Annotated in this window: 20 protein-coding genes; 3 read left to right on the top strand and 17 right to left on the bottom strand. The window is 30.6% G+C overall.

Annotation, left to right across the window (positions count from 1 at the left end):
• Positions 1-37: 37 nt before the first annotated feature.
• A complete protein-coding gene (locus tag T483_RS0104985) occupies positions 38-2,203 on the bottom strand; it encodes an alpha-galactosidase (RefSeq protein WP_026885850.1) in 2,166 nt (721 codons plus the stop codon).
• A gap of 246 nt (positions 2,204-2,449) precedes the next feature.
• Positions 2,450-3,571: an SGNH/GDSL hydrolase family protein gene (locus tag T483_RS0104980; protein WP_026885849.1), complete on the bottom strand. Its 1,122-nt coding sequence runs from the start codon at positions 3,569-3,571 to the stop codon at positions 2,450-2,452.
• Positions 3,572-3,763: 192 nt separating this feature from the next.
• Here T483_RS0104980 and T483_RS0104975 point away from each other — a divergent pair, with 192 nt between their 5' ends.
• Together T483_RS0104975 and T483_RS0104970 are read left to right on the top strand one after the other, a co-directional pair.
• The gene (locus T483_RS0104975) at positions 3,764-4,672 is read left to right on the top strand and encodes an AraC family transcriptional regulator (RefSeq protein ID WP_051560291.1); all 909 of its coding nucleotides are present in this window, start codon (positions 3,764-3,766) and stop codon (positions 4,670-4,672) included.
• 204 nt (positions 4,673-4,876) lie between these two features.
• A complete protein-coding gene (locus tag T483_RS0104970; RefSeq protein WP_080696916.1) occupies positions 4,877-6,655 on the top strand; it encodes a methyl-accepting chemotaxis protein in 1,779 nt (592 codons plus the stop codon).
• A gap of 124 nt (positions 6,656-6,779) precedes the next feature.
• Here T483_RS0104970 and T483_RS0104965 read toward each other — a convergent pair whose 3' ends face one another.
• The 7 genes from T483_RS0104965 to T483_RS0104935 form a co-directional block, all read right to left on the bottom strand.
• Complete coding sequence (locus T483_RS0104965) at positions 6,780-7,886, bottom strand: LacI family DNA-binding transcriptional regulator (RefSeq protein ID WP_242841805.1); 1,107 nt, start codon at positions 7,884-7,886, stop codon at positions 6,780-6,782.
• A 377-nt stretch (positions 7,887-8,263) separates the two neighbouring features.
• The gene (locus T483_RS0104960; protein ID WP_026885845.1) at positions 8,264-9,280 is read right to left on the bottom strand and encodes a glycoside hydrolase family 130 protein; all 1,017 of its coding nucleotides are present in this window, start codon (positions 9,278-9,280) and stop codon (positions 8,264-8,266) included.
• A gap of 130 nt (positions 9,281-9,410) precedes the next feature.
• The gene (locus tag T483_RS0104955) at positions 9,411-10,259 is read right to left on the bottom strand and encodes a carbohydrate ABC transporter permease (protein WP_026885844.1); all 849 of its coding nucleotides are present in this window, start codon (positions 10,257-10,259) and stop codon (positions 9,411-9,413) included.
• Positions 10,260-10,263: 4 nt separating this feature from the next.
• A complete protein-coding gene (locus T483_RS0104950) occupies positions 10,264-11,220 on the bottom strand; it encodes a carbohydrate ABC transporter permease (RefSeq protein WP_035790011.1) in 957 nt (318 codons plus the stop codon).
• A gap of 89 nt (positions 11,221-11,309) precedes the next feature.
• Positions 11,310-12,596 (bottom strand): ABC transporter substrate-binding protein, encoded by a 1,287-nt coding sequence (locus tag T483_RS0104945; RefSeq protein ID WP_026885842.1) that lies wholly within the window; start codon positions 12,594-12,596, stop codon positions 11,310-11,312.
• Positions 12,597-12,755: 159 nt separating this feature from the next.
• Positions 12,756-13,460 carry a DUF624 domain-containing protein gene (locus T483_RS0104940; RefSeq protein WP_026885841.1) on the bottom strand — a complete coding sequence of 235 codons (705 nt, stop codon included), beginning with the start codon at positions 13,458-13,460 and terminating at the stop codon, positions 12,756-12,758.
• A gap of 230 nt (positions 13,461-13,690) precedes the next feature.
• Positions 13,691-14,797, bottom strand: coding sequence for an ABC transporter ATP-binding protein (locus tag T483_RS0104935; RefSeq protein ID WP_026885840.1), 1,107 nt, complete (start codon positions 14,795-14,797; stop codon positions 13,691-13,693).
• A 511-nt stretch (positions 14,798-15,308) separates the two neighbouring features.
• Here T483_RS0104935 and T483_RS28730 point away from each other — a divergent pair.
• Positions 15,309-16,205, top strand: a complete 897-nt coding sequence (locus T483_RS28730; RefSeq protein ID WP_051560288.1) for a glycoside hydrolase family 5 protein — start codon at positions 15,309-15,311, stop codon at positions 16,203-16,205.
• Positions 16,206-16,779: 574 nt separating this feature from the next.
• Here T483_RS28730 and T483_RS0104925 read toward each other — a convergent pair.
• The 8 genes from T483_RS0104925 to aroA all read right to left on the bottom strand — a co-directional run bounded on the left by T483_RS0104925 (position 16,780) and on the right by aroA (position 24,518).
• On the bottom strand, positions 16,780-17,613 hold the full coding sequence (locus tag T483_RS0104925) for a prephenate dehydrogenase (protein WP_026885839.1): 834 nt from the start codon (positions 17,611-17,613) through the stop codon (positions 16,780-16,782).
• A 23-nt stretch (positions 17,614-17,636) separates the two neighbouring features.
• Positions 17,637-18,650: a 3-deoxy-7-phosphoheptulonate synthase gene (aroF, locus tag T483_RS0104920; RefSeq protein WP_026885838.1), complete on the bottom strand. Its 1,014-nt coding sequence runs from the start codon at positions 18,648-18,650 to the stop codon at positions 17,637-17,639.
• Between the two features lie 151 nt (positions 18,651-18,801).
• Complete coding sequence (gene aroQ / locus T483_RS0104915) at positions 18,802-19,242, bottom strand: type II 3-dehydroquinate dehydratase (RefSeq protein WP_026885837.1); 441 nt, start codon at positions 19,240-19,242, stop codon at positions 18,802-18,804.
• A gap of 247 nt (positions 19,243-19,489) precedes the next feature.
• Positions 19,490-19,999: a shikimate kinase gene (locus T483_RS0104910; protein ID WP_026885836.1), complete on the bottom strand. Its 510-nt coding sequence runs from the start codon at positions 19,997-19,999 to the stop codon at positions 19,490-19,492.
• A 9-nt stretch (positions 20,000-20,008) separates the two neighbouring features.
• The gene (gene aroE / locus T483_RS0104905; RefSeq protein ID WP_026885835.1) at positions 20,009-20,821 is read right to left on the bottom strand and encodes a shikimate dehydrogenase; all 813 of its coding nucleotides are present in this window, start codon (positions 20,819-20,821) and stop codon (positions 20,009-20,011) included.
• Between the two features lie 14 nt (positions 20,822-20,835).
• A complete protein-coding gene (gene pheA, locus T483_RS0104900; RefSeq protein ID WP_026885834.1) occupies positions 20,836-21,975 on the bottom strand; it encodes a prephenate dehydratase in 1,140 nt (379 codons plus the stop codon).
• A 184-nt stretch (positions 21,976-22,159) separates the two neighbouring features.
• Positions 22,160-23,233 (bottom strand): chorismate synthase, encoded by a 1,074-nt coding sequence (gene aroC, locus T483_RS0104895; RefSeq protein ID WP_026885833.1) that lies wholly within the window; start codon positions 23,231-23,233, stop codon positions 22,160-22,162.
• The gene (aroA, locus tag T483_RS0104890) at positions 23,211-24,518 is read right to left on the bottom strand and encodes a 3-phosphoshikimate 1-carboxyvinyltransferase (protein WP_026885832.1); all 1,308 of its coding nucleotides are present in this window, start codon (positions 24,516-24,518) and stop codon (positions 23,211-23,213) included. The genes aroC and aroA overlap by 23 nt, the downstream gene beginning before the upstream one ends.
• Between the last annotated feature and the right edge of the window lie 36 nt (positions 24,519-24,554).

Raw genomic sequence — 24,554 nt, 5'->3', positions numbered from 1 at the left:
CTAATTCATAAATAATTAGTCTTTTAAAATTTCAGCGCTACATCACTGCCTTAAGTGTCCATGACCTAGATGAAAAATCCCCTATAACTCCTATAGTATCAATTCCAGAGTACATTAACTCATCGCCACCTGCCTCAATATCAGTACCTTCAATTATATAAGTATATTCTGGATTTAGTCCCTTAAATCTTATTTTTTTCGGAAATCTATTAGGTACTTCCAAGTCTTTAAAATAGAATGCAACCGCTTCAGTCTTATCTTCTGTAACATAAATCCAAGCAGTTTCATTCCCCTCAAACGGGCTTAGAATTCTATAAAATTCTCCGTATTGAATAATATGACGTATTTCTTTATAGCGAGCTACTTGAGATTTAACAATTTCTTTTTCCTCGTCTGAAAACTTTGTTAAATCAAGTTCGTACCCAAAATTTCCCGACATAGCCACATTACCTCTAGTTTCCAAGCTTGTTGTCCTTCCAACTTGGTGATTAGGACATGCTGATATATGAGATCCCATTGAACTTGCTGGGTATACTAAACTTGTTCCATATTGAATTTTTAATCTTTCTATCGCATCTGTGTCATCACTAGTCCAAGTTTGCGGCATATAATATAGCATTCCTGGATCAAATCTTCCACCTCCAGAGGCACAACTTTCAAATAGCACTTCTGAGAACTTACTTGTTATGGTCTCAAGAATATAATAAAGCCCTAGTACATATCTATGAGATATTTCCATTTGCTTGTTACTAGAAAGTCTGGCTGACCCTAAATCAGATATCCCCCTATTCATATCCCACTTAACATAAGATATAGGCGCACTTTCTAATATATTAGAAAGCATTTTTATAACTTCATCACATACATCCTCTCTACTTAAATCAAGAACAAGTTGAGATCTCTGAGCTCTTGATTGTTTTGGTTCTCTATTTGGTACATGAATACACCAATCCGGATGCGCACGATATAAATCACTATCAGGAGATACCATTTCTGGTTCAAACCACAATCCAAAACGGATCCCTTTATCAGTAATCTTATTTACAAGACTGTCTAACCCATCTGGTAATTTTCTCTTATCTACTACCCAATCACCCAAAGAGCAGTTATCCGAGTCTCTCTTCCCAAACCATCCATCATCTAATACAAAAAGTTCCATTCCAAATTCTTTCCCTGCCATAGCAATTTCTTCAATCTTCTCAGTAGTAAAATCAAAATAGGTAGCCTCCCAATTATTGATAAGTATTGGTCTTTCTTCAAACTGATATTTACCACGACATAATCTTTCACGATATAGTTTATGATATGTTCTCGACATTTCACCTAATCCAGCATCAGAATATACCATAACAACTTCCGGCGTTTCAAAAATATCTCCCGCAGATAATTCCCAATTAAAATCAAATGGATTTATTCCCATCTGTACTCTTGTGCAGCTAAATTGATCTACCTCTACTTCTGCTAAAAAGTTTCCACTATATACTAAGCTAAAACCATATACTTCACCATTATCTTCATTTGCATTCTTTGTTAAAAGAGCTAAGAAAGGATTCTGCTGGTGACTGCTTATACCCTTCTTACTATCTATAGACTGCATCCCCGGTACCAATGCTCTCTTATAAATATGCTTCTCACGACACCACGCACCTGATAATTGTAACAAATCAAAATTAGAATGTTCTAAATCGATGCTAAAACTTAAAGCTTTTCGCAAATTTATCTTCTCTCCATTAGACTTGCTATTTACAAACTTAGCATATCTAGTTATAACATTATAACTATTGTAAATAGTATACGATAAGATAACCGTAAGCCCCGCAATATCATCACTTAATTTTACTTCTAGTGTTTCAGCTTCCTCTTTATTATTAACATAAGTTGCAGGTAAAGACTCCATTTTAGATTTACCAGGTATAATATCATGTTTCACGTATTTTAATTCGCTAGTACTAGCTCCATTCTCAAGAATTGCTTCATAACTCGGCGTCCTAAAATCCCCTGAACCAAATGCCGAAAATTCTTGTGGTACTACATCTAAATTGGTTTCTTCAACACTAGATGAACCAATTAGTTCATAGCTATTAACTCTTTTCCCATAATATCTATGAGCTAAATAGCCCTCATTGGTTATCTGCATCACATAACTAGTTTCGTCATTGCATAAATGTAATGTTTTACTCTTTTCATTAAAACTAATAGGCATAAAATTTCTCCTCAAATATACTCTAATTTCAAATAATTTTGTATAAAATCATTTACATATACTATACCAACTTCACTACTAAGACGATATAACACAACTTACTAAAAATAGAACAAATCTATTTTGAGAATTTACTAAAACTTTAAGTTAATTTTTACACTTTCAATAAGCCATATGTTATTTACGTATAAAAATAAGGTATTACCTCCACTTCCGCAAGTAGCTGTAATACCTTATATTCTTTCTTTATGAAACTAATATTCCTAAAATAGTTATTTCTTTAGCTATATCTTCTTTAACCACATCAATCTCAATTTTATATCTCTTAACTTCATCATTCAATTCTAGTATTTCTGTTGCCGAATAATCCCCCCAACCATCTTTAAAATAAGTATCTAAAAACGCCTTGCTCTTACCATTTACACTTATATTGATTTTCCCCGAGTTTATAGAAATGCTCTTTTTATATAGTAAGATAATGTTTCTCGCCTCTAACTCAAAAACTAGTTTTCCATCTTTATTATCTTCTATAGTATATTTCCACCCATTTTGAAACACTTGAAATCCTTCATCATAATTATCAAATCCTAACATTTCTTTTGGTTGAATATTAGCATTATTAATTATTATTCCATTTATATATCTATCTTCGAACACACAAGGAGTATTTAAAACATTATCTGTTATTTTTATAATCTCTCCATCTTTATAATCATTTTCGTAGATATTATTAATAAAATTTATCAATAGTTTAGATATTATATAATGACCATCATCATTAGGATGAACTTCATCAGTTAGTACATCAGCAAATTTCATTTTGTTTTTCACAACCTCACACTTTAGAGCATCTCTAAAGCTTATCATCGGTAAGTTATATCGCTTTCCTATTTCTATTTGTTGTTCTTGAACATTAAACCCTGTATCCATCGTCATAAATACTTCTACTACTGCCGGTTTATTTTCGCTAGTTAATAATTTTCTAATTAAGCTTTCGTAAGCAACCTTACACGAATAATCTTCATGGTCATTAACTGCGGCATCAACAAAAACTATATCTGGATTTTGACTTATCACCTGCTTTTCTACTCTGTGAACTCCTATTAAAGATCCAGTTGCTCCAACTCCTGCATTTATATACCTAACATTTACCCTATTGAATTTTTCTTTTAACCAAGCATAAGTTAATTCAACATAACATTTTTCCTGAACTGTTGAGTTACATCCCTGAGTTATAGATCCTCCTAAAAATGCTACTATTAAATCTTCTCCCATCTCAGCTTTTCTGATTAACTTTAATATTCTACTTATATCCCCTTTATTAACTAATGAACTTTTAAACATTTCTTCTGTTATTTTAAATCCCATGTGTCATCCTCCTAACAACTTTTTATATAATTAGTTAATTTAATAGTATTTTAACTTAATCGTTTAAATAATAATTGAATAATTTTATTAATATAAGTATAATGATTTTTACAAACATAAACTTGCATTATTTCAGCAAATAATAACACTATTTTGATATTAAATTGAATTTATAATAAAGAGGTATTATTTATGAATAAAAATATTTTTAAAGAAACTATGTATTCTATTGATTCTATGTTCCCTTTATATAGTTCTGATATTAATATTGGGGATAAAACAAACCCGCTTAATTGCCACTGGCATGATGAAATTGAGTTTATTTTAATAACTTACGGAAAAGCCATATTTCAAATAGAAAATTCCTCCTACGAAGTAAACGAAGGCGATATCATCATCATTGGATCTGGCGAACTTCATTCTGCTTACAGCCAAAGTTTTAGTGATTCGTGTATTTGCAAATCATTGACTTTTAATTGTGATATGCTAAGCAGTAAAAGTAGTGACTCGATTCAGATTAAATTTATTAATCCGTTAATAAATAATCAATTGAACTTGCCTCATCATTTAAAATGCATCAACGATAACGAAAGAATGATAAGATCATTTTTATTAGAATTAATGTCTACACTGAGTATTAGAGAAAGCAACTTTGAATTAACAGCTAAATCATATCTATATATGATTTTTTCAAAAATAATGCTTATGGTTACTCATAAGAATGCTAATGAGTTATTAAATGTTAGTAATTCAAATAAGATAGATAACTTTAAACATGTTCTTAACTATATTCATATGAACCACAATAAATCCCTTACAATAAAAGAGCTATCTCTGCAACTTAATATGAGCGAAGGGCATTTCTGTCGTATCTTTAAATCCCTAACTTTTAAAACTCCTATTGATTACATTAACTACTATAGAACGACAAAAGCGCAGGAGTTTCTAATAAATAGCGATAAAAAAATCTTAGAAATCAGCATTGATGTTGGTTTCAATAATCTTAGCTACTTCATAAATATTTTCAAGAAGAACACTGGCTTTACGCCATCTGAATTTAGAAAAAAAATACATCTTCGTGGAGCAGACATTGAAAAATGAGCTACTATATATCTTATATAATATTTTTAAGACATATTGTAATTATTTACACAGTTGTGTTATTATTTATTATATAAGCTAAACGTTAATTCTTAATTTAATCAATCTTTTTTGCTAATACATACTTCCAATGCAAGCTACATCAAAATTTCATAATACTTAAATTTACGTATAATACTGTGAATATATAGGGGGGACAAACAAATGATTAAAAAAATACTGAAACCAGAGAAAATTAAAGTAAAAATCTTCAATTTTAAGCCAACAAATCTCAAATATATTAGCTTAAATTTTGTAAAAGAAAAATTCAAAAATCTATCTATCCGCAAAAAGTTATTTTACTCTTTTATGTTAGTATCATTTATCGGAATAATTTCCGGATTAATAGGTTTGACATTTATACAAAAAACAACCAGTGAATATAATTCTGCTTTAAAAAATTACGGTTTTTCTCAAGGTGACATAGGAAAACTTGGAATAGAAATAGAAAAGTCTAATTCTTTAGTTAGAGATACTTTATTTTTAACTGATGCTAATGAACAAAAGGATGCCAAAAATTCTCTTAATAAATCTTTAGATGAAATCGAAGAATTACTAAATACTGTTACAAAATCTGTTACTTCAAACGAAGAAAAGGAAATATTAAACAGAATAAAGATCAATCTAGCAGCATATAAACAAATCAGAACCACTGTTGTTGTAAAAGGTTTAGCAAACGATAAAGAATCTGGGCTAAAAATCTTCAAATCTGACGGATCCATCTTGATGAATAAAATCAGCTCTGATATTTCACTCTTATTGCAAACTAAAATAGATACATGTAATCTACTTTCTACCAAATTAAATGTTTTAAAATTTGTTAGTATAATAATTGTTATTACAAGCATGATAATTTCTTTAATTCTTGGCATTTTCTTAGGCAAAAATATTATAAAATCGATCAGCAACCCTATTGATCATATGAAAAATGTGGCAAGCGAAATGGCTAATGGTAACCTTGAAGTTTCAATAGATATATCTTCAAATGATGAAATAGGTGAATTAGCTTTATCTTTCTCTCAAATGATTAAAACTCTAAAAAAATATATCACTGAAATATCTACCGTTTTAGGCAGCATTTCTAATAGAAATTTTGATATCCATATTATAGAGGATTACAAAGGAAATTTTATTCAAATAAGGAGTTCACTGGACAATATAGTAGCATCCCTAAGCAATGTATTCTTAGAGATTAAAGATGCAACTATGCAAGTCAATAGCGGAGCTAGTCAAGTAGCTAGCACTTCGCAGATTATATCAGAAGGGGCAACCGAACAAGCTAATTCTATCGAAGAATTATCTGCCTCTATAGAAACGATTTACAACCAAGTTCAAAATACTGTGACTACTGCGGATAATACTAATTTAATTACCATGAACTTAGTTAAAAGTATACAAAATAGCAATTCCCAAATGAATCAAATGCTTTCTGCCATAAATGATATAGAAAGATCTTCTAAATACATCAGCAATATAATTAAGGCAATTAGCGATATAGCAACCAAGACGAATCTTCTTGCTTTAAATGCTGCCATCGAAGCCGCACGAGCTGGTGAGGCCGGTAAAGGTTTTTCCGTAGTAGCCGATGAAGTAAGAAAATTATCTTTCCAAAGTGCAGATGCAGCTAAACAAACATCATTACTTATTACCGATTCTATCAAAGCTGTAAATAAAGGTAGAGATTTAGCCAATAGCACTGCTAAAACCTTATTGGAAGTAGTTAATAGTGCGACTAATGTTACCGAATTAATATCAAATATTACATCAGTCTCTAAGGCCCAGGCCAATTCAATCGATCAAATACATGATAGTATTTTAAAAATATCTGATGTTGTTCAATCAAATTCAGCAATAGCTGAAGAAAGTGCAGCTTCTAGCGAAGAATTGACTGCCCAAGCTGAAACTTTAAATACAATGGTAGATAAATTTAAGCTTAAATCCTAAATAAAAAATAAAACAGCCGATAGCTTTACTGAATGTAAAACTATCGGTTAAATAATATAATAAAACTTATATTCCTTTTTCACTTTTATTCATAAGAATACCGGTGCAAATGGGCTAATTTCTCTTATGAATTTTTCTCTAATTTTCTAACGGTATCTTTTATAACAATTTTTCCACTTATAACTCTTCTTGCCGGCTTATAATCGCTCTTATGCACTTTCTTTATTATAGCACCAACTGCCGTTTCAGCCATTGTCTTCATATCTACTTCAAAAGTTGTGATCCCTAGGTCTGATAGTTCTGTTATTAAATAGTTATCAAATCCAACTACAGAAACATCTTCCGGAACCCTATATCCTTTATCCTGTAATTTCTTAATCAAAATATATGCTACTGAATCACAATTACATGCAAAAGCAGTTGGCATTTTCTCTGGCAACTCAAAATTTATTTCTTTCTTGCCAACTTCTCTATCTGAAATATAACTATTTGAAGAATAATCAATACCATTTTCAAGTAAAGCCTTTGTAAATCCTAAAAAACGATCTTGAATGCTGCTTGTAGCACGTGGATTTCCCACAAACGCAATATCCCTATGACCCATTTCAATTAAGTAATCAGTTAATAAATACATCCCATAATAATTATCCGAAGTTACAGTATCATAGTTACTATTTTTATCGTATGTATCTAACATCACTACAGGAACTTCATTAAGATCATTTAGATATTCTATATAATCTTTTTTCAATTCTCCCATAACTATAATTCCATCTATTTTACTATCTTGTATCATTCTTGGAATTACTTTATTATTCTCATCATCTTTGCTTATAATCTCCATAATCCCATAATATGATTTTTTAGTTAATGCATTTAATACATTTTGATACAACTCCCAATAAAAGGAATGATACATTTCAACAAATCCTTCTGGAATTAGCACCCCTACATTATAGGTATGACCATCTCTTAGAGATCGCGCAATAGAATTTTGACGATATCCCATTTCAGCCGCAACTTTCTTAATTTTTTCCCTTAATTCATCACTAACTCCCTCTTTGTCAGATAGTGCTTTAGAAACTGTAACTTTACTTACATTTAAAGCTTCAGCAATGTCAGCAAGTTTAATAGCTTTTGCCATATTATTCATTCCCTTCTTGTTGTACGTATAACTAACTATCATAGATGCTGCTTGTTTACTAACTATGATAACATACGGAATTATCAAAATATTTCAATGTTGTTGTTAAACTAATCCACTTAATAAATTTTATAACTTTACACATCTGCATTTAATATATTATAGAATGATGGGTATTATTTAATATTTTCATATGATAAAAAAGTTTTTAACTATAATTATTGTCTATAGTCAAAATTTTATCCTATTCTGTTTAAAAAATTTTCTGCTCACATTCAATTCTTTATAAATAAACGGTTAGTTTTCATTGTTCTCTAATATTATACAATAAAAAGCTGTATTTCGCTATTAGTATATACTCCAAAAGAGTTTTAATTTTAGCTAAAATACAGCTTAATAATTTTATTTTTTTATATTCTTACTTCACTTTTTAAAGTTAACGTTTAAGCGGTTTATAAAAAAAATTATAATTTCCCCTCTTGCCCGTCTATCGTTCCAAGTTCATTATGTTCTTTAATAAACTTAACAGTTTCATCAATAGTAGTATACGCCAAACCTACATACGTATCCGCAGCACCATAGTAAATAGCAATTCTTCCTGTTTCAGCATCAGTTAACGCCGCACATGGGAATACTACATTGGCTACAAATCCACGTTCTTCATACCATTCTTCTGGTGTTAACATTATACTTCCAGCCCTATATAACACTTTCGATGGACAATTCTTATCTAATATTGCTGCACTCATAGAGTAAACCAAACCGTTGCATGTTCCAGTTACACCATGATAGAACATTAACCATCCTTCATCTGTTTCAATTGGTGCAGGTCCACATCCAATTTTAATTGACTGCCACCATCCTGATCCACCTTTTTGCATTACTATTCTATGTTCTCCCCAATATTTTAAATCAGGACTTTTGCTTAAGAATACATCCCCAAATGGAGTATGTCCATTATCACTTGGTCTAGATAACATAACATATTTTCCATCAATTTTCTTAGGAAATAAAACTCCATTACGGTTAAATGGCAAGAATGGATTTTCTAGCCTTATAAATGTCTTAAAATCAGTTGTTTTAGCTATTCCAATTGCGGCACCATCAAAATCCCCACACCAAATAATATAATACGCGTCCTCGATTTTTAGTAATCTCGGGTCATATGCATAAAGTGGTTGATAATCACTTCCTTCTTCATCTACAAATTTTATTTTTTCTTTTTCAAACTCCCAATTAATTGCGTCTTTACTATACCCTAAATAAATATGTGGTCTTCCATTTATAGTTTCGCCACGGAACACTCCTATAAATTCATCCCCGTAAGGCATAACTGCACTATTAAATATTCTAGCTACACCCTCTACAGGATTTCTTTTAATAATTGGATTTTCAGTATGTCTCCATATTGGACCATTAAAGTTAGCTGGCTTCTCTTGCCATGGAATATTAGGTAGATTTTCGCCTAAAATTTTACTCATATTAATTCACCTTTCTTAAGAAATAGCCAATCTTATGTATTATTATATAATTCTAAAGAATACACAATTTAAATAGCATTTCTTTCTATATTTATTATTATTTATTAGCTTTGTTATAAATATAATTAACTTATTCTTTTACTGACCCCGATACTAATCCACTATAAATATGCTTTTGTAAAGTAACAAATACAAGAAACGTTGGAATCATAATCAGAACAATACCCGCAGATATTATTTCCCAATGGGCACCAAATGGTCCTTTAAACTTAAATAACGTTGTTGATAACGTTAATAAGTTTGGGCTAGGTGTATATAAAAATGGTGTGTAGAAATCATTATAAACACCAACACCTTTTGTGATCATAACTGTTACTATTGCTGGGGAAAGTAGCGGAAGAATAATTTTATAATAAATTTGAAAATAGTTTGCACCGTCAATAATCGCAGATTCATCTAACGAAACTGAAATATTCTCTAAAAATTGTAGGAATATATATATAGTCATTATATCAGTACCGCAATATAGAATAATCGGAGCTAATCTAGTATTAAATAAACCTAACGCATGTACAATCTGGAATGTTGCAACTTGTGTTGCTATCCCTGGGATCATTACAGCAACTAGGAACATACCATTTACAAATTTACTAAACTTTGTTTTAAATCTGCTAAATATATATGCTGCCATAGATCCAGTAAGTATTGAACCTATTAATGAAAATACTAAAACAAATAATGTATTTTTAAAACCATTTACCATATTACCTTTTTCAAAAACAGCTTTAAAATTATCTAGGTTAAGGAAAGACTTAGGTAATGCTAACGGGCTTGTAGTAGTATATTCAGCACCAGTCTTAAACGCTGTAAAAAATACACTTAATATAGGAATTATAAATACTAGTACAAAAAAGATTAAGATGGCATATTTAATTACTTCATAAACAATCTCTTTTCCACTCATTTTTTTTATTTTCATACTCTTACATTCCTTTCCTTTTCATAACTGCATTTTGTATACTAGTGATAATTATACACATCACCAATAATACCATTGCCATTGCTGAAGCCAGTCCCACTCTATGATTTTGGAATGCATACTGTACTGTTTGAACTATGAAAGTCATACTTCCATTTCCACCATTGGTCATTATATATGGTGTTTCAAACGCTGATAATGCTCCCGTAAGCGATAAAAATAATTGTAAACCTAGAATTGTTGAAATACCTGGTATTATTATATATCTAAGTTGTTGGAATCTATTAGCTCCATCTACTCTTGCCGCTTCTAATACATCTGATGAAATAGATGCCATTGCAGCCGAAAACATTACGATATTATACCCAATATATCTCCATACCGATACAGAAGCTAATGATATATTAACAATACTCGGATCCTGTAACCAATATTTCACGAAACCACCTAAACCAACTGCCTTTAAAACAGTATCTAAAGTACTATTAGGTTGGAAAAAGAATATAAAAACAAAACTAATTGCAACACTATTTATTAGCGATGGGAAGAAATATACACCTTTAAATAAATTTGAAAATTTACACCCAAATGAAACTAAGTATGCAATTGCAATACCTAATGCGATTTGAATAAATGATGCAACAAAATAATATATACTTACAAATAACGGCTCAAAATATTTAGCATCACTCATTATAAGCTTATAATTTTTAAGCCCTACAAATTCCTTAGTCTTAGAAATACCATCCCAGTCAGTAAAACTATATCCAGCCATTGCTATTGCCGGCAAATAAGTAAAGACCCCTAATAGCACTACTGGTACCATTAAAAACAGGACTGAAATTATAATTTTTTGTTTGTTATAAGGCAATGAGGAGAAGCTAATTTTTTTCTTCATATTGCTGGTGCTAGTTGCTGCATTTTTAGTATTTGCTGTGGCATTTTCAGCATTTGTTGTCATAATAACACTCCTTTACTCTTAAATTAAAAAGGCGATATTTTATTTTATTTTATATCGCCTCTTTTCAAATTAATGACTACATTAAAATACTATTTACCAATTGAGTCTACTCCAGTAGCCCAGCTCTTATTTAATGAAGCCATATATTCATCAAAAGTTTGTTTTCCATTTCCTAAACCAATCTCGATTACTGTTTTAACCCATTTACTATCATTAAGGTTAAGTAATGATTCTTTTTGAACTTTATCTAAATCAGTAGCCATTTGTGTAGTACCCATCTTTTGTTGAACTAATGTTGCTCCTGATCCCGCTAAGAAGTCTGGTAATTTTGCACCAACAAGAGAAGAAACCATATCCGAATCGTTTGGATATTTTTCTACGAAGTATTTTACGAATTCTTTTGCAATTTCTTTGTTTTTACTATGAACATTTACACCCATCATATAATCTGGGGCAATTTGCATAACTTGTTTTCCATCATGTGATATAGGTGATGCCATAAATTTAATGTCTTCAGGTGTTTTAGATTTAGCCTTCATTTGACCAACTGCCCATGATCCTAAAGCCATTACACCTATTTTACCATCAGCCACCATTTGCTTTGAAGTCTCCCAATCTGTTGTCATCGGATCTTCTTCAACTAACTTATTAGCAACTGCATCATTTAATAACTTTAATGATGTATAAAGAGGTTGCCCTTGTGCAAATACATTTTTGTCATAAATCATTTTATTTGGGTAGTCTACATCACCTGACGCGTTAACTAATTGCGCCGCAGACCAGTTAGTTAAGGCCCAGTCATCTTTATAGTTTGTATACAACGGAACTGCAGATGTCTTTTCTTTAATGGCTTTTAAATCAGCTATAAATTCCTCTGGTGTTGTTGGAGTTTTTGTAATTCCAGCTTCTTTAAAAACCTTTTCATTATAGAGAAAACCATTAGCGTTAGCACCAGTTGCTAAACCATAAACAGTTCCATCTACATCTGCATTATCAAGGAAATCATATTTACCTTTAAGTTCTTCTCTAGTTCCAATTGGTTCATAATAATCTTTATATTGATTTTTAGTTATGTTAGCAGGCAGCATTAAAACATCACCATAATCTTCTGTTCCCATTCTAGTGTTCATTGTATTTTGATAATCGTTTAACGCTTCAAAATTAACTGTGGTTCCAGGATGTTTTGATTCAAACTCTTCTTTATACTTTTTAAAAGTTTCGTCCATGTCAGTTCTATGTGTTAATACTGTAATAGTTCCACCTGATTTTCCATCACTTTTTTCTGATGTACTAGTACTACTGCTACCACAACCAGTTAGCGATCCAACAGCTACCGCACCAGCTAATAATAATGCTAATTGTTTACGGATTTTCATTTTTCATACCCCTCTTCTTTTTTAAGTTAACGTTTAATCGTTTTTAGTATATATTCAAATTTAATAATTGTCAATATTGTTAACCATAATTATATTACTTTTTAATTAATTTAACTTAAATTTTAATTATTTTTTTAATTTTTAATTAACTGATTTTTATTACTCTCTATCCTCACTATTCCTCTCCTTTTCACTTTTTAATATATATTTTTTTATTCCATTCCAAGCACAAAAACTGCTCAAAAAACTGCAAAAAGAAAATGTGAACAAAAAAAGAACAGGTATAGTGAATGGACAAAATAAAATACTTATTTCTATCAGAGATATGCATAGTATGAATGTTACGAAAGAATATTTCATATACACAACACTTAATAACATTGAATTTTTAACAATTATCCTTAATGGTAAATTTATACCTATACTCATTGGATATATGTATATCAATATAATACAGAAGAATACTCCTATTATGATAATAATTGAAGTTGCTATACTATAAATTAATCCTTCTGTGGCAATACAAAAAGCTAACAACCTTCCTAGAATCACCATAAATGCAATCACAAATAACCAAACAAGAAAGGATTGCTTCCAATTTTTCTTAAAAGCCTCCTTAAAATCATAAAATAAATCTGAAGGTTTATCCTGCACCATTTTAACTGTTACTGATGTCATCGCTCCAATAGCGGGGCCAATAGATATAATAGGAATACAGCAAATTATAAACAGTAAGTTCAATTTAAGCAGCGACGTAAATTCACGCGCAAATATATCCCCAAATAAGGCCAACCCCTCTTTAGGTGGTGCATCTTTGGAAACACCTCGCCCCTCTTTATTGTAATCAAAGAAAAATAATCTCATAATGTACCTCCAAGTTAGGTTCCAACCTTAAAGCATTAAATTTATAATAAAGCTACTTTACCCGTTATAAGTTCTATACAGCCAAAGATTGTCTACCAATTATCCAAGGATGTTCAATATAGAAAAATAGTTGGTAGCACGAACAAAAAATACCACATTAAATTCATCAAGCTAATCTATACACTTAGATTTTATCAACCACTCTATTACTTTTTCCAACTAGATTAATTTCAAATTGTTTTTCCTGTCTCTTTATCAAATAAATGCATCTTATATTCATCAATTGCTATCTTTATCATATCTCCAGGTTCTACTATAGTATCTGCTGATGCGCGAACAGTTAACTTTTTGTTATCGAAATTAACATAAAGATACACCTCCGCTCCCATTAATTCATGAAGGGCTATTTGAGCATATAGTGTACTTTTTTCATGTTCTTCTAAGAAATCATTTTCTATGCTGACATGTTCTGGCCTAATTCCAAGAACAACATTTTTTCCAATATACGCTTCAAAAGTTTCCTCTCCACCTTTACTTTTAGGAATAGGAATACTATAGCTATTGAATTTTACATAGTATTGGTTATCTTTCTTTTCAATAGTTGAATCTATAAAATTCATTTGTGGCGAGCCGATAAATCCAGCAACAAATAGGTTAGCCGGCGAATCATACAACACCATTGGCTTATCTGCTTGTTGTATGTATCCATCTTTCATAACTACAATTCTATCTCCCATTGTCATTGCCTCAATTTGGTCATGAGTAACATATACAAAGGTAACGCCTAATCTCCTATGGAGTTTAGTAATCTCCCCTCTCATTTCAGCACGAAGCTTTGCGTCTAAATTCGAAAGCGGTTCATCTAAAAGAAAAACTGCTGGTTCACGAACCATGGCTCGTCCTAAAGCTACACGCTGTCTTTGACCTCCTGAAAGCTCCTTAGGCTTACGGTTAAGTAAATACTCAATATCTAATATTTTAGCTACTTCTCTAGTTTTCTTATCTATTAATTTCTTATCTTCTTTTCTTAAATTTAGTCCAAATCCAATATTTTTGTATACAGTCATATGAGGATATAATGCATAATTTTGGAATACCATTGAAATATCTCTATCCTTAGGTGAAACCTCATTAACTAAATTATCCCCAATATATAGTTCCCCTCCACTTATATCTTCTAATCCTGCAATCATTCTTAACGTAGTAGATTTACCACATCCTGATGGTCCAACAAGAACAATGAATTCACCATCATTAATTTCTAAGTTTAGATTTTTCACAACGGTTGCATTACCAGGATAAGTTTTTTCTATATTTTTAAGTGAAATACCAGCCATATTACGCCTCCTTATTTACTTGCGTTGTTATTAAAACTATTTTTAGGTTAACGTTAATCTAAGAATAAATATAATATACCATTGTTTTTTAATCCTTACAAGATTTAAAATATTATTTTTTGTAGTTTTTAGCCCTTCAATAATTTTTAATCTTTATTGCTTACTATAGAATTTTCCGCTATCACTCTTAGTAAACGTTCTCTTATAAATAGTTTATTTATTCTATCAATGCACGTCAATGTTATAGTAATAATAGTTTATTTTTCGGTATTTTTGCATATTTCTATGTTAACTTTATAATCTAATTAACTTAATTTTTACAGAACAAAATTATTTAATTTGTTAATAATATTTTTTTACTGTAAGATCTTTATAAGACCTAATGATTAATACATTTTAATTTAAAATTACCTTATCGTTATACTTTTTTTAACTTTTTTCTATTGACTTTCATAGTGATACTAAATTATAATTTGTCTGTAAACGATATATCATAAAAGGGGGAAAAGTTATGATTAAAAAATCTAAATTCAAACTAATGCTATCTTTGTTACTGTTATCTGCATCGATGTTTACTTTCCAAACTCCAGCTAGTGCAGCCGAAGACTCTTCATGGATAAGAGGCACGAACGTACCTGCAATCTGGTATGATAGTCAATCCTATTCTTCTCTTAACAAAATTAATAGCGAAGGATTTAATACTGTTCGTCTTGTTTGGAGCACTAGCGGATCAACTTCTAGATTAAATGATTACCTTACAAAATGTGATAATTTAGGCCTTAAAGCAATAGTTGAACTTCATGATGCAACTGGTGGTACCACTACAGACTCGTTGAATACTTGTGTGAATTATTGGGTTCGTAGTGATGTATTAACAGTAATGAAGAATCACCCTAAGGCTTGGTTAAATATCGCTAATGAATGGGGTCCAGCTAACAGTAGTGTTTGGAGAGATGGTTACAAAAGTTCTATAAGTAAAATACGTACTGCTGGTTATACTGGTACTATTGTAATCGATGCAGGCGGATGGGGACAAGATAGCAGTGATATACTAAACTATGCTCTTGATGTGTACAATTCCAATACTAATAAGAATGTTATATTCAGCATACACATGTATGGATCATGGAATAGCAATTCAGATATAGATTCATTCTTAAGCAGTTGTAAAAGTAAAGGTATTCCAATTATAGTTGGAGAATTTGGTTATAACTATAATAGCGGTAATAATAATCTTGGTTGCAAAGTTGATGTTGCTCATTTATTAAGTTATTGCAAACAAAATAAAATCGGATTTATCGCATGGTCTTGGGCTGGAAATGATTCTGCAAATTCATGGCTAGATATGACTAATTCTTGGGGAAGTTATACTTGGTGGGGACAATATGTAAAAGATAATATGTGGTAATATATTATAATCACATATGTTGCTTTGTCTCGGATATAAAGAGATATTATTCTATAGATATTCCATGAGAAAGGAAATCATATTTTGAGCCAATAGCAATTTTAAACTACAAAAAAGAATTAGTGAGCTAACTAAAAAAATACTTATTTTCTATGAACGTCTCTATGATACAGATATCTTCCATTGAAATTTAAAATAATATTTAAAGAAAAATTACCGAAACGTTAGCAATATAGTTTATCCATTTTGTGAAATTACCTTGCTTCCATGAAAAACAAATATATTTCTTCATTCAAAAATTAATTGCTTAATTATATTATAAAAAATTTAAGTAAAACCTTATAATTTGCAACTATATAAAATTCATAAACATATTTTACAAAAGGAAGTAAAAGTAAGTTAATCAAATCTTATTCTTTTCATTTCCCAAAATATACCTTTCTATTCAACAAAAAAATCAGAACTTTTTCAACAAGTCCTGATTTTTTATTTATATAGGCTTAAATATCTTATAAAACTGTAACTATTTCAAAGATCAACCGTTTTAGTCAATTTGTGCTTAGCATAAATACAATTACAATTTTTCTCTTCTCTTTGTAGACTTTATAAATATCTCTTTTAAGGTTTCTTTGTCATCATATTTTATTGCATCTTTTATTTTATCCAATTCTACTTCAAAATTTTCAATGCTTTTTAATAGATTCTCTTTATTTCCAAGGAAAAGTTCGCTCCAAAGGTCTTCATTTATATTAGCAATTCTTGTTAAATCACGATAGCTATCTCCAATGAAACTTCCTGTTTCTCTTCCTTCAACATCGCTATTTACCAGTGCTACAGCTAATGAGTGCGGAAGCTGACTTGTGTAGCCAATCATTTCATCATGATATTCTGGAGTTATTCTTTTAACTCTTTTAAATCCAATTTTATAAATCAGATCTTCCACCATGTTTAAATTTTCTTCTTTATTTCTAGAAACCGGTGTTAAAATATAATTTGCACCTTTAAAAACTTGGCTACTTGCAAAATCTATTCCTTTTTTCTCCCGTCCTGCCATTGGATGGCCAAAAACAAAATCTATATTCTCCGGTAATATATTTACAATATCTTCGATAAACATTTTTTTAATTCCAGTAGCATCTGTTATTACTGCACCATCTTTAAAATTGCTTTTATTATCTATAATAAATTGCTTAACTAATCTAGGATATAATGAAATAATTATAAAATCTGCACTCTTAATTACTTCTTCTCCGTTTTTAAAACCTTCTCTTATTAATCCAAGTTTTTTAGCTTTTTCTAAAGATTCTTCATTAATATCTATTCCATAAACATCATTATACCCAGCTTCTTTTAAAGCCATAGTAAATGATCCCCCAATTACTCCAAGACCTACAACTACTATTTTCATATCTATAGCTCCCTTATATAGAATTAGATTTGCTTATCTTCAATTTTTGCTACAGCTTTAACTTTACTCATTAGCACATCAAATTGATCTGGAGTAAGTGATTGTTGTCCATCGCTTAGTGCATTTTCAGGATCGTTATGAACTTCTATCATAAGTCCATCAGCCCCAGCTATAATTGCTGCTTTTGCCATTGGTTCTACCAAGTAAGCATAACCTCCTGCATGACTTGGATCAACAATTATAGGTAAATGTGATAATTTCTTAATTACTGGAACTGCTTGCAAATCTAATGTATTTCTTGTAATAGTTTCGAATGTTCTTACTCCTCTTTCACAAAGAATTACATTTTCATTTCCACCTGCCATGATATATTCTGCTGACATAAGCCATTCTTCTATAGTTGCAGATAAACCTCTCTTTAATAGTATTGGTTTATTTGTTTTACCTATTTGCTTTAATAGATCGAAATTTTGCATATTTCTAGCACCAATTTGAATCATATCCACTTCTTCAACAAAAGTATCTACGTAATCAGTAGACATAAGTTCTGTTACTATAGGAAGTCCTGTTTCCTGTTTTGCTGTTTTTAAAAGTTTTAATCCTTCAAGCTCTAAACCTTGAAAGCTATAAGGTGAAGTTCTTGGTTTAAATGCCCCACCTCTTAAAAAGTTGGCTCCTGCTGCTTTTACTCTTTTTGCGATTTCAACAATTTGTTCTTCACTTTCTACAGAACACGGTCCAGCCATTATTCCAAGTCTCCCACCGCCAACTATTGATCCCTCAATATTAACTACTGTATCTTCAGGCTTAAATATCCTGTTTGCTTTCTTAAAAGGTTCTTGAACCTTCATAACCCTATCTACACCTTTTAATACTTGTAATTTTTTAGGATCTAATATTGAAGTATCACCAACAGCTCCTACTATAAAATATGTGTCTCCTTTAGAAAGATGAGCTTCTAATCCTTTTGATTCAATTACTGCCTTTACCTTCCTTACATCTTCCTCACTTGCTTTTGGGTTCATAATAATTATCATCTTAATTTCCTCCTGTACTACTTTTTAATTTTTTACTTTTCTTTTTTCTACTATACTTCTGTACTACAAATAGATAGCTCAACTCCAAAATTAGTTGAGAACTTTCTCCTCATCGAATAGAGTAGGCCGAGCCTCCTATATATAATATAAACTATTTAGACATCTTTTTCAATTCTAGCGCCTTAATAGCTAATATATATCCATCTTCTCCAAATCCACACATCTGTCCTATACAAGCGGGTGCAGTTACAGATTTCTTTCTAAAATCTTCTCTCGCATGCACATTGGACAAATGCACTTCTACTGTATCAATATTTATTCCTTTTATTGCATCATGAATTGCATAACTATAATGAGTATAAGCTCCTGGATTTATTATTATCCCATCATAATTTTCAAAGTATGCTTTTTGAAGTTCATCAATTATTTCACCTTCACAATTACTCTGAAATAGAGTTATTTCATGTCCTCTTTTTTTGCCTTCTTCTCTAATATATTCACATATATCTTCAAAAGATTTAGTGCCATAAATTCCTTTTTCTCTAACTCCAACCATATTTAAATTTGGTCCATTTATTACCATTACCTTCATTAATATCCCTCCCTTCAGCATTTATATTTTTCTAAACTATAATGTATATTACAATAAATTATTTAGTTAGCGAGCCTTCTTCACATAAGTTGTGATAGCAAATTATATTAATTTTATAAGATTATAATGTAAGATTTTCAACATAACATATATATGTACATTTCAATTGAGTTTCTACATTTTCTTCTAGTTTAGTACTTGCCTTACTATAATTTTAAAAATAAGTTTATTATTACATCTTATATACTTAATTCATTTCTAAGTTATCTATAATAACTTCTTTTATTTCATTAACTATATTTCCAATTTCTCTATCATTTCTAATTATTTTATCTGCGCATAATCTATATAATTCATAGCGCTCTTCATACAACTTAATTATCTTTTCCCTACCTTCTTTAAGTAAAGGTCTTTTTGATATATCCACATCTCCTAAAAGCTCTTCCAATGGTCTATCAATAAAAATAATAAAAGCTTCTTCCTTTAATACATCTATGTTCTCTTTTCTTTTCACTACACCACCACCTGAAGAAATTATAACCTTTCCCTCTTTAGCTAATTCTCTACAAGCTAAAGATTCAAAATCTCTAAAAGAATTTTCTCCTTGTTCAAAAAGTTCAGGTATCGTTTTAGATGTCATATTTTCAATATAATTATCCATATCAATAAAGTTAATTTTTAATTCTTCGCTTACCAATCTGCCAATTGTACTCTTTCCGCATCCAGGCATTCCAATGAATACTACTTTGTTTTTCATATGTGCCACCTACTTAAATTCATTTTCAAATATTGAATATAAACCTTTAGTTAGTTCATTGTCTAATTGGCATCCCTGCCATATTTCTTCCGCCTTTATAGCTTGCCCTACTAGCATTTCAATACCACCACATACTTTTTTATTTAAATTCTTCCCTATTTTTAAGAATTTTGTCTCCTTAGGGTTATAAATTATATCTATTAATGAATTAAAGTTATTTATTATATCCTCATTAACAGGAGTATCATCAACTTTAGGGTACATGCCAAGCGGAGTCGTATTAATTAAAATATCACCTTTTATCTCTGATATTTCTTCATAAGTTTTAAATTCTATTCTTTCATCTTTATCTGCAGAATTCCCTCTGATTTTTCTTGAAACTAAGTAAATCTTTTTAATGCCATGATCTAAAAGATAAGTAATAACAGCCTTAGCCGCCCCACCATTTCCTAGAACCATAGCAATACTATCTCTTATAACAATCTTATTATTATTTAATATAGTTCCAAACCCATAATAATCTGTATTATACCCATATAACTTATTATCTTTTAAATAAATAGTATTTACTGCTCCTATTTTTTTAGCTTCATCCGATATAAAATCTAAATATTCCATTACATCTTGCTTATAAGGTATGGTTACATTAACCCCTTTTATTTTAAGAAGCTTTATTGATTCTATAAGTTTACCTAAATTCTCTTTTTCAACTTCAAAAAGCTTATATGCCCCTTCTATTTTTAAATCTTTAAAAAGCGTATTATGAATTTTAGGTGAAAGACTATGAGATAACTTTTCTCCTATTAATCCGTAAAATTCCAAATTAATCCCCCCTTTTAACAGTATTTCCTGTATCCACCAATAAGTTTAAAATACGCACTGCTTTGTTCAATTAAACTCAATGCCTTTTTAACTTGTTCATTTTCAAGATTCCCCTCAAAATCTACATATAAGAAATATTTCCACGCTCCCTTTTCCATAGGTCTTGATTCAATCTTCATCATATTTATATTATTTTCTGCAAAATGCCTTAATAATTTATATAGAGTACCTGCTTTATGCTCAAGAGAAAATACAACACTTACTTTATCGCAATTGTTATTTAATTCTAATTCTTTTGATATAACTATAAATCTTGTAGAATTTTCACTTCTATTATTTATATTTCCTTTTATTATGCTTAAATTATATATATCAGCTGCTCTTTTGCTTGCAATAGCAACCTTTGACATATCTTGTAAATCACTAACAAGTTTAACACTATCTGCAGTACTATGAAAAGGAATCCTCTTCCAGTGATTATATTCTTTTAAAAAATCAGTACTTTGTTCAAACCCCTGTGGATGTGAATATACTTCTTTAACATTATCTAATTTTGTTCCTTTAATTCCAATTAAATTTTGATCTATTTTAATGCACTCTTCTCCAACTATATAGAATCCGTACTTATATAAGAGATCGTAAACCTGTGAAATAGCACCAGTTGAAGAATTTTCAATTGGCACAACTCCATAATGAATTTCTCCATTTTTTACTGCTAAGAATACATCCTCAAATTCATCATACGCCTTAGCATCATCTTTCTTACCAAAATGCTTAATCATTGCTTCTTCTGAAAATGATCCTGCAACACCATAAAAGCCAACTTTAATGTCACTCTTCTCACTTCTTAAATGTGGTTTGCATTCAGTTTTAATGCTTGTAGCTTCCACTATTTTTTTATCTTCAAGATCTTTGGATATATTCATAATATTAACAAAAAAGTTTTTTAACCCCTCTGAATAATCTTTATTATTTAGATATTCTATATTCTTCGCAATGACTTCATCTTCCCTCGCTTTATTAAAAACAGGTAAATTGTTTTGTTTTTTATATTCTCCAACCTTTACTACTATATCCATTCTTTCTTCGAAAAGCCTTGTTATCTCTTTATCTATTTCATCAATCTTATTTCTATAATCATCTATAGCCGCCATTTCATTTCTCCTCACTTAGACTCAATTAAAAAATAACTAACTAGTCTACCTGCCATCATATTTTAGACTTTTTATTTTCTTCAATGTGCCTTAACTCGTTCAAATTAACACTTTTCCTTCTTAATGCACAGTTTGTAATTAAATCCTAGATATTCATTCACTTAGTATTGTGAATTCTTTATTATTAAAGTACTAAATCAAGTATTCCAATCGCTGTTACAGCTTCAATTACTGGAACAGCTCTTTGCACGATACAAGGGTCATGACGTCCTTCAATGACAAGCTCTGATTCTCTCTTTTCTACAATGTCTATTGTTCTTTGAGTCTTTGATATTGATGGCGTGGGCTTTATTCCAACCTTAAATAATATTGGCATTCCATTTGTTATTCCACCTGTAATTCCACCATTATTATTAGTATAAGTTTTTACTTTATCACCGTCATAATAGTATTCATCATTACAATCAGATCCTCTTAATTTGCTCATTTCAAAGCCCTTTCCAAATTCTATTCCCTTAACTGCTGGGACAGAAAACATTAAATGAGCTAAAGTTGATTCAACTGAATCAAAAAACGGATTACCGATTCCCGGATTTATTCCAATAACAGTACATTCAATAGTTCCACCTACAGAATCTTGTTCTTTTTTTGCTTTCAGAATTGTATCTCTCATTTCTTCTTCTTTTTCTTGGATTAATAAAGGCAATTCCTTTGTTTTTAATTCCCCTAAAAGTTCTCTGCTTAATTCTACATCATAAAAACTCTTATCGTGGATATCTCCAATACTCTTAACATGGGCTCCTATATTAATTCCTTTACTTTCTAATACCTGATTACATACAGCCCCAGCAAATACTAATGGTGCAGTAATTCTCCCAGAGAAAGATCCACCGCCTCTGTAGTCGTTAAATCCATTATACCTAATGAAACCTGGATAGTCCGCATGACCTGGTCTCATCAAATCTTTAAGTTTTCCATAATCCTTAGAACGCATATCTGCATTTCTAATTACTGCGCAAAGAGGGGTACCTGTAGTTTTTCCTTCAAAGAACCCGCTCAAAATTTCTGGTGCATCTGCTTCTTTTCTAGCTGTAGATAAATTACTTTTTCCGGGTGCACGTCTTGCCATTTCTTTCATAACTTCTTCAATATTGATTTCTACACCTGAAGGAAGTCCGTCAATTGTTATTCCTATTCCAACTCCATGGGATTCTCCAAAAATAGAGACCTTTAATTTATTCCCCCACATTCCACTCATCAAATACACCTCCTAAATTCTTAAAATCATCCCAAAACTGAGGATAAGATTTTGAAACACACTCGTAATCTTTAAGTATTATAGGTTCTTTACATATAGTTGATGCTATAGCTATAGTCATTGCTATTCTATGATCTTTATGACTCCAAACTTCAACGTTCCCTTTAAGTTCCTTTACTCCTTCAATTATCAATCCATCTTCTTTTTCTGTAATTTTAGCACCTAATTTATTAAGTTCCGAAGTTACTGCCGCTAATCTGTCACATTCTTTAATTCTAAGTCTTCCTGCATTTATTATTTCTGTAGTACCTTCACTTAATGCAGCAACTAATGATACTACTGGGATTATATCTGGACATTGAGAACCATCAATTAAAGTTGCTTTCAGACCGTCACTAACATTTCCGATCAAACCATTATTCTTACTATTTAATTTTAATCCCATTCTCTGTAATATATCAATTACTTCCTTATCACCTTGAAGAGAATCCAGTTTCAAGTCATTAAGCACAATATTGCTTGAAAGTGCATCAGCACAGAAGAAGAATGCTGCTTGTGAGTAGTCACCTTCAACTCTGTAATCTATACTCTTATATATTTGATTTCCCTTTATTATAAATTCTTCATAATTATTGTTTATAATTTCTACACCAAAATCCTTAATAGCACTTAAAGTTAAATCAATGTATCCTTTTGATTCCATTTCTGTAGTAATTATAATCTTAGAATCTCCATCTAAAAGAGGAAGCGTAAATAATAATCCTGTTATAAACTGTGAGCTAATATTTCCTTCCATCTTGAATTCTCCAGCTTTTAATTTCCCTTCAGTCTTTAAATCTAGAATTCCCTCTTTATAAGAATATTTAATTCCTTGTTCGTCAAAAATTTTATAATAAGTGTCCAGTGGTCTCTTTCCTAAATTCCCTCTTCCAACAAATCTATTAACTCCTTCAAATAACGCTGCTATAGGTACTAAAAATCTAAGGGTTGATCCTGATTCATTACAATCTATAGTTCTTTCATCTTTAACTGAATTAGCTTCAATATTTTCCGGACTGTTAATTCCGTAAACCTCAAGATAATCTTCCTTTTTTGTTATCTTAGCCCCCAATGATGACATTGCTTCAATTGTAGCAATAATATCATCAGAATAATCTATATTTGTGACCTTGCTAATACCATCTCCAAGAGCCGCACAAATTACTGCTCTATGTGCCATACTTTTAGATGGTGGTATCTTAACTTCTCCACTTAACTCTCCAGGATAAATTTTCAAGTTCCCCATTACTTTACCTCGCTTTTTCTTTATTCATTGCTTCAG

Origin of the sequence: Clostridium beijerinckii HUN142 (assembly GCF_000621745.1) — a bacterium.
Taxonomy (GTDB): domain Bacteria; phylum Bacillota; class Clostridia; order Clostridiales; family Clostridiaceae; genus Clostridium; species Clostridium beijerinckii_A.
This window is presented reverse-complemented; position numbering and strand designations above follow the sequence as displayed.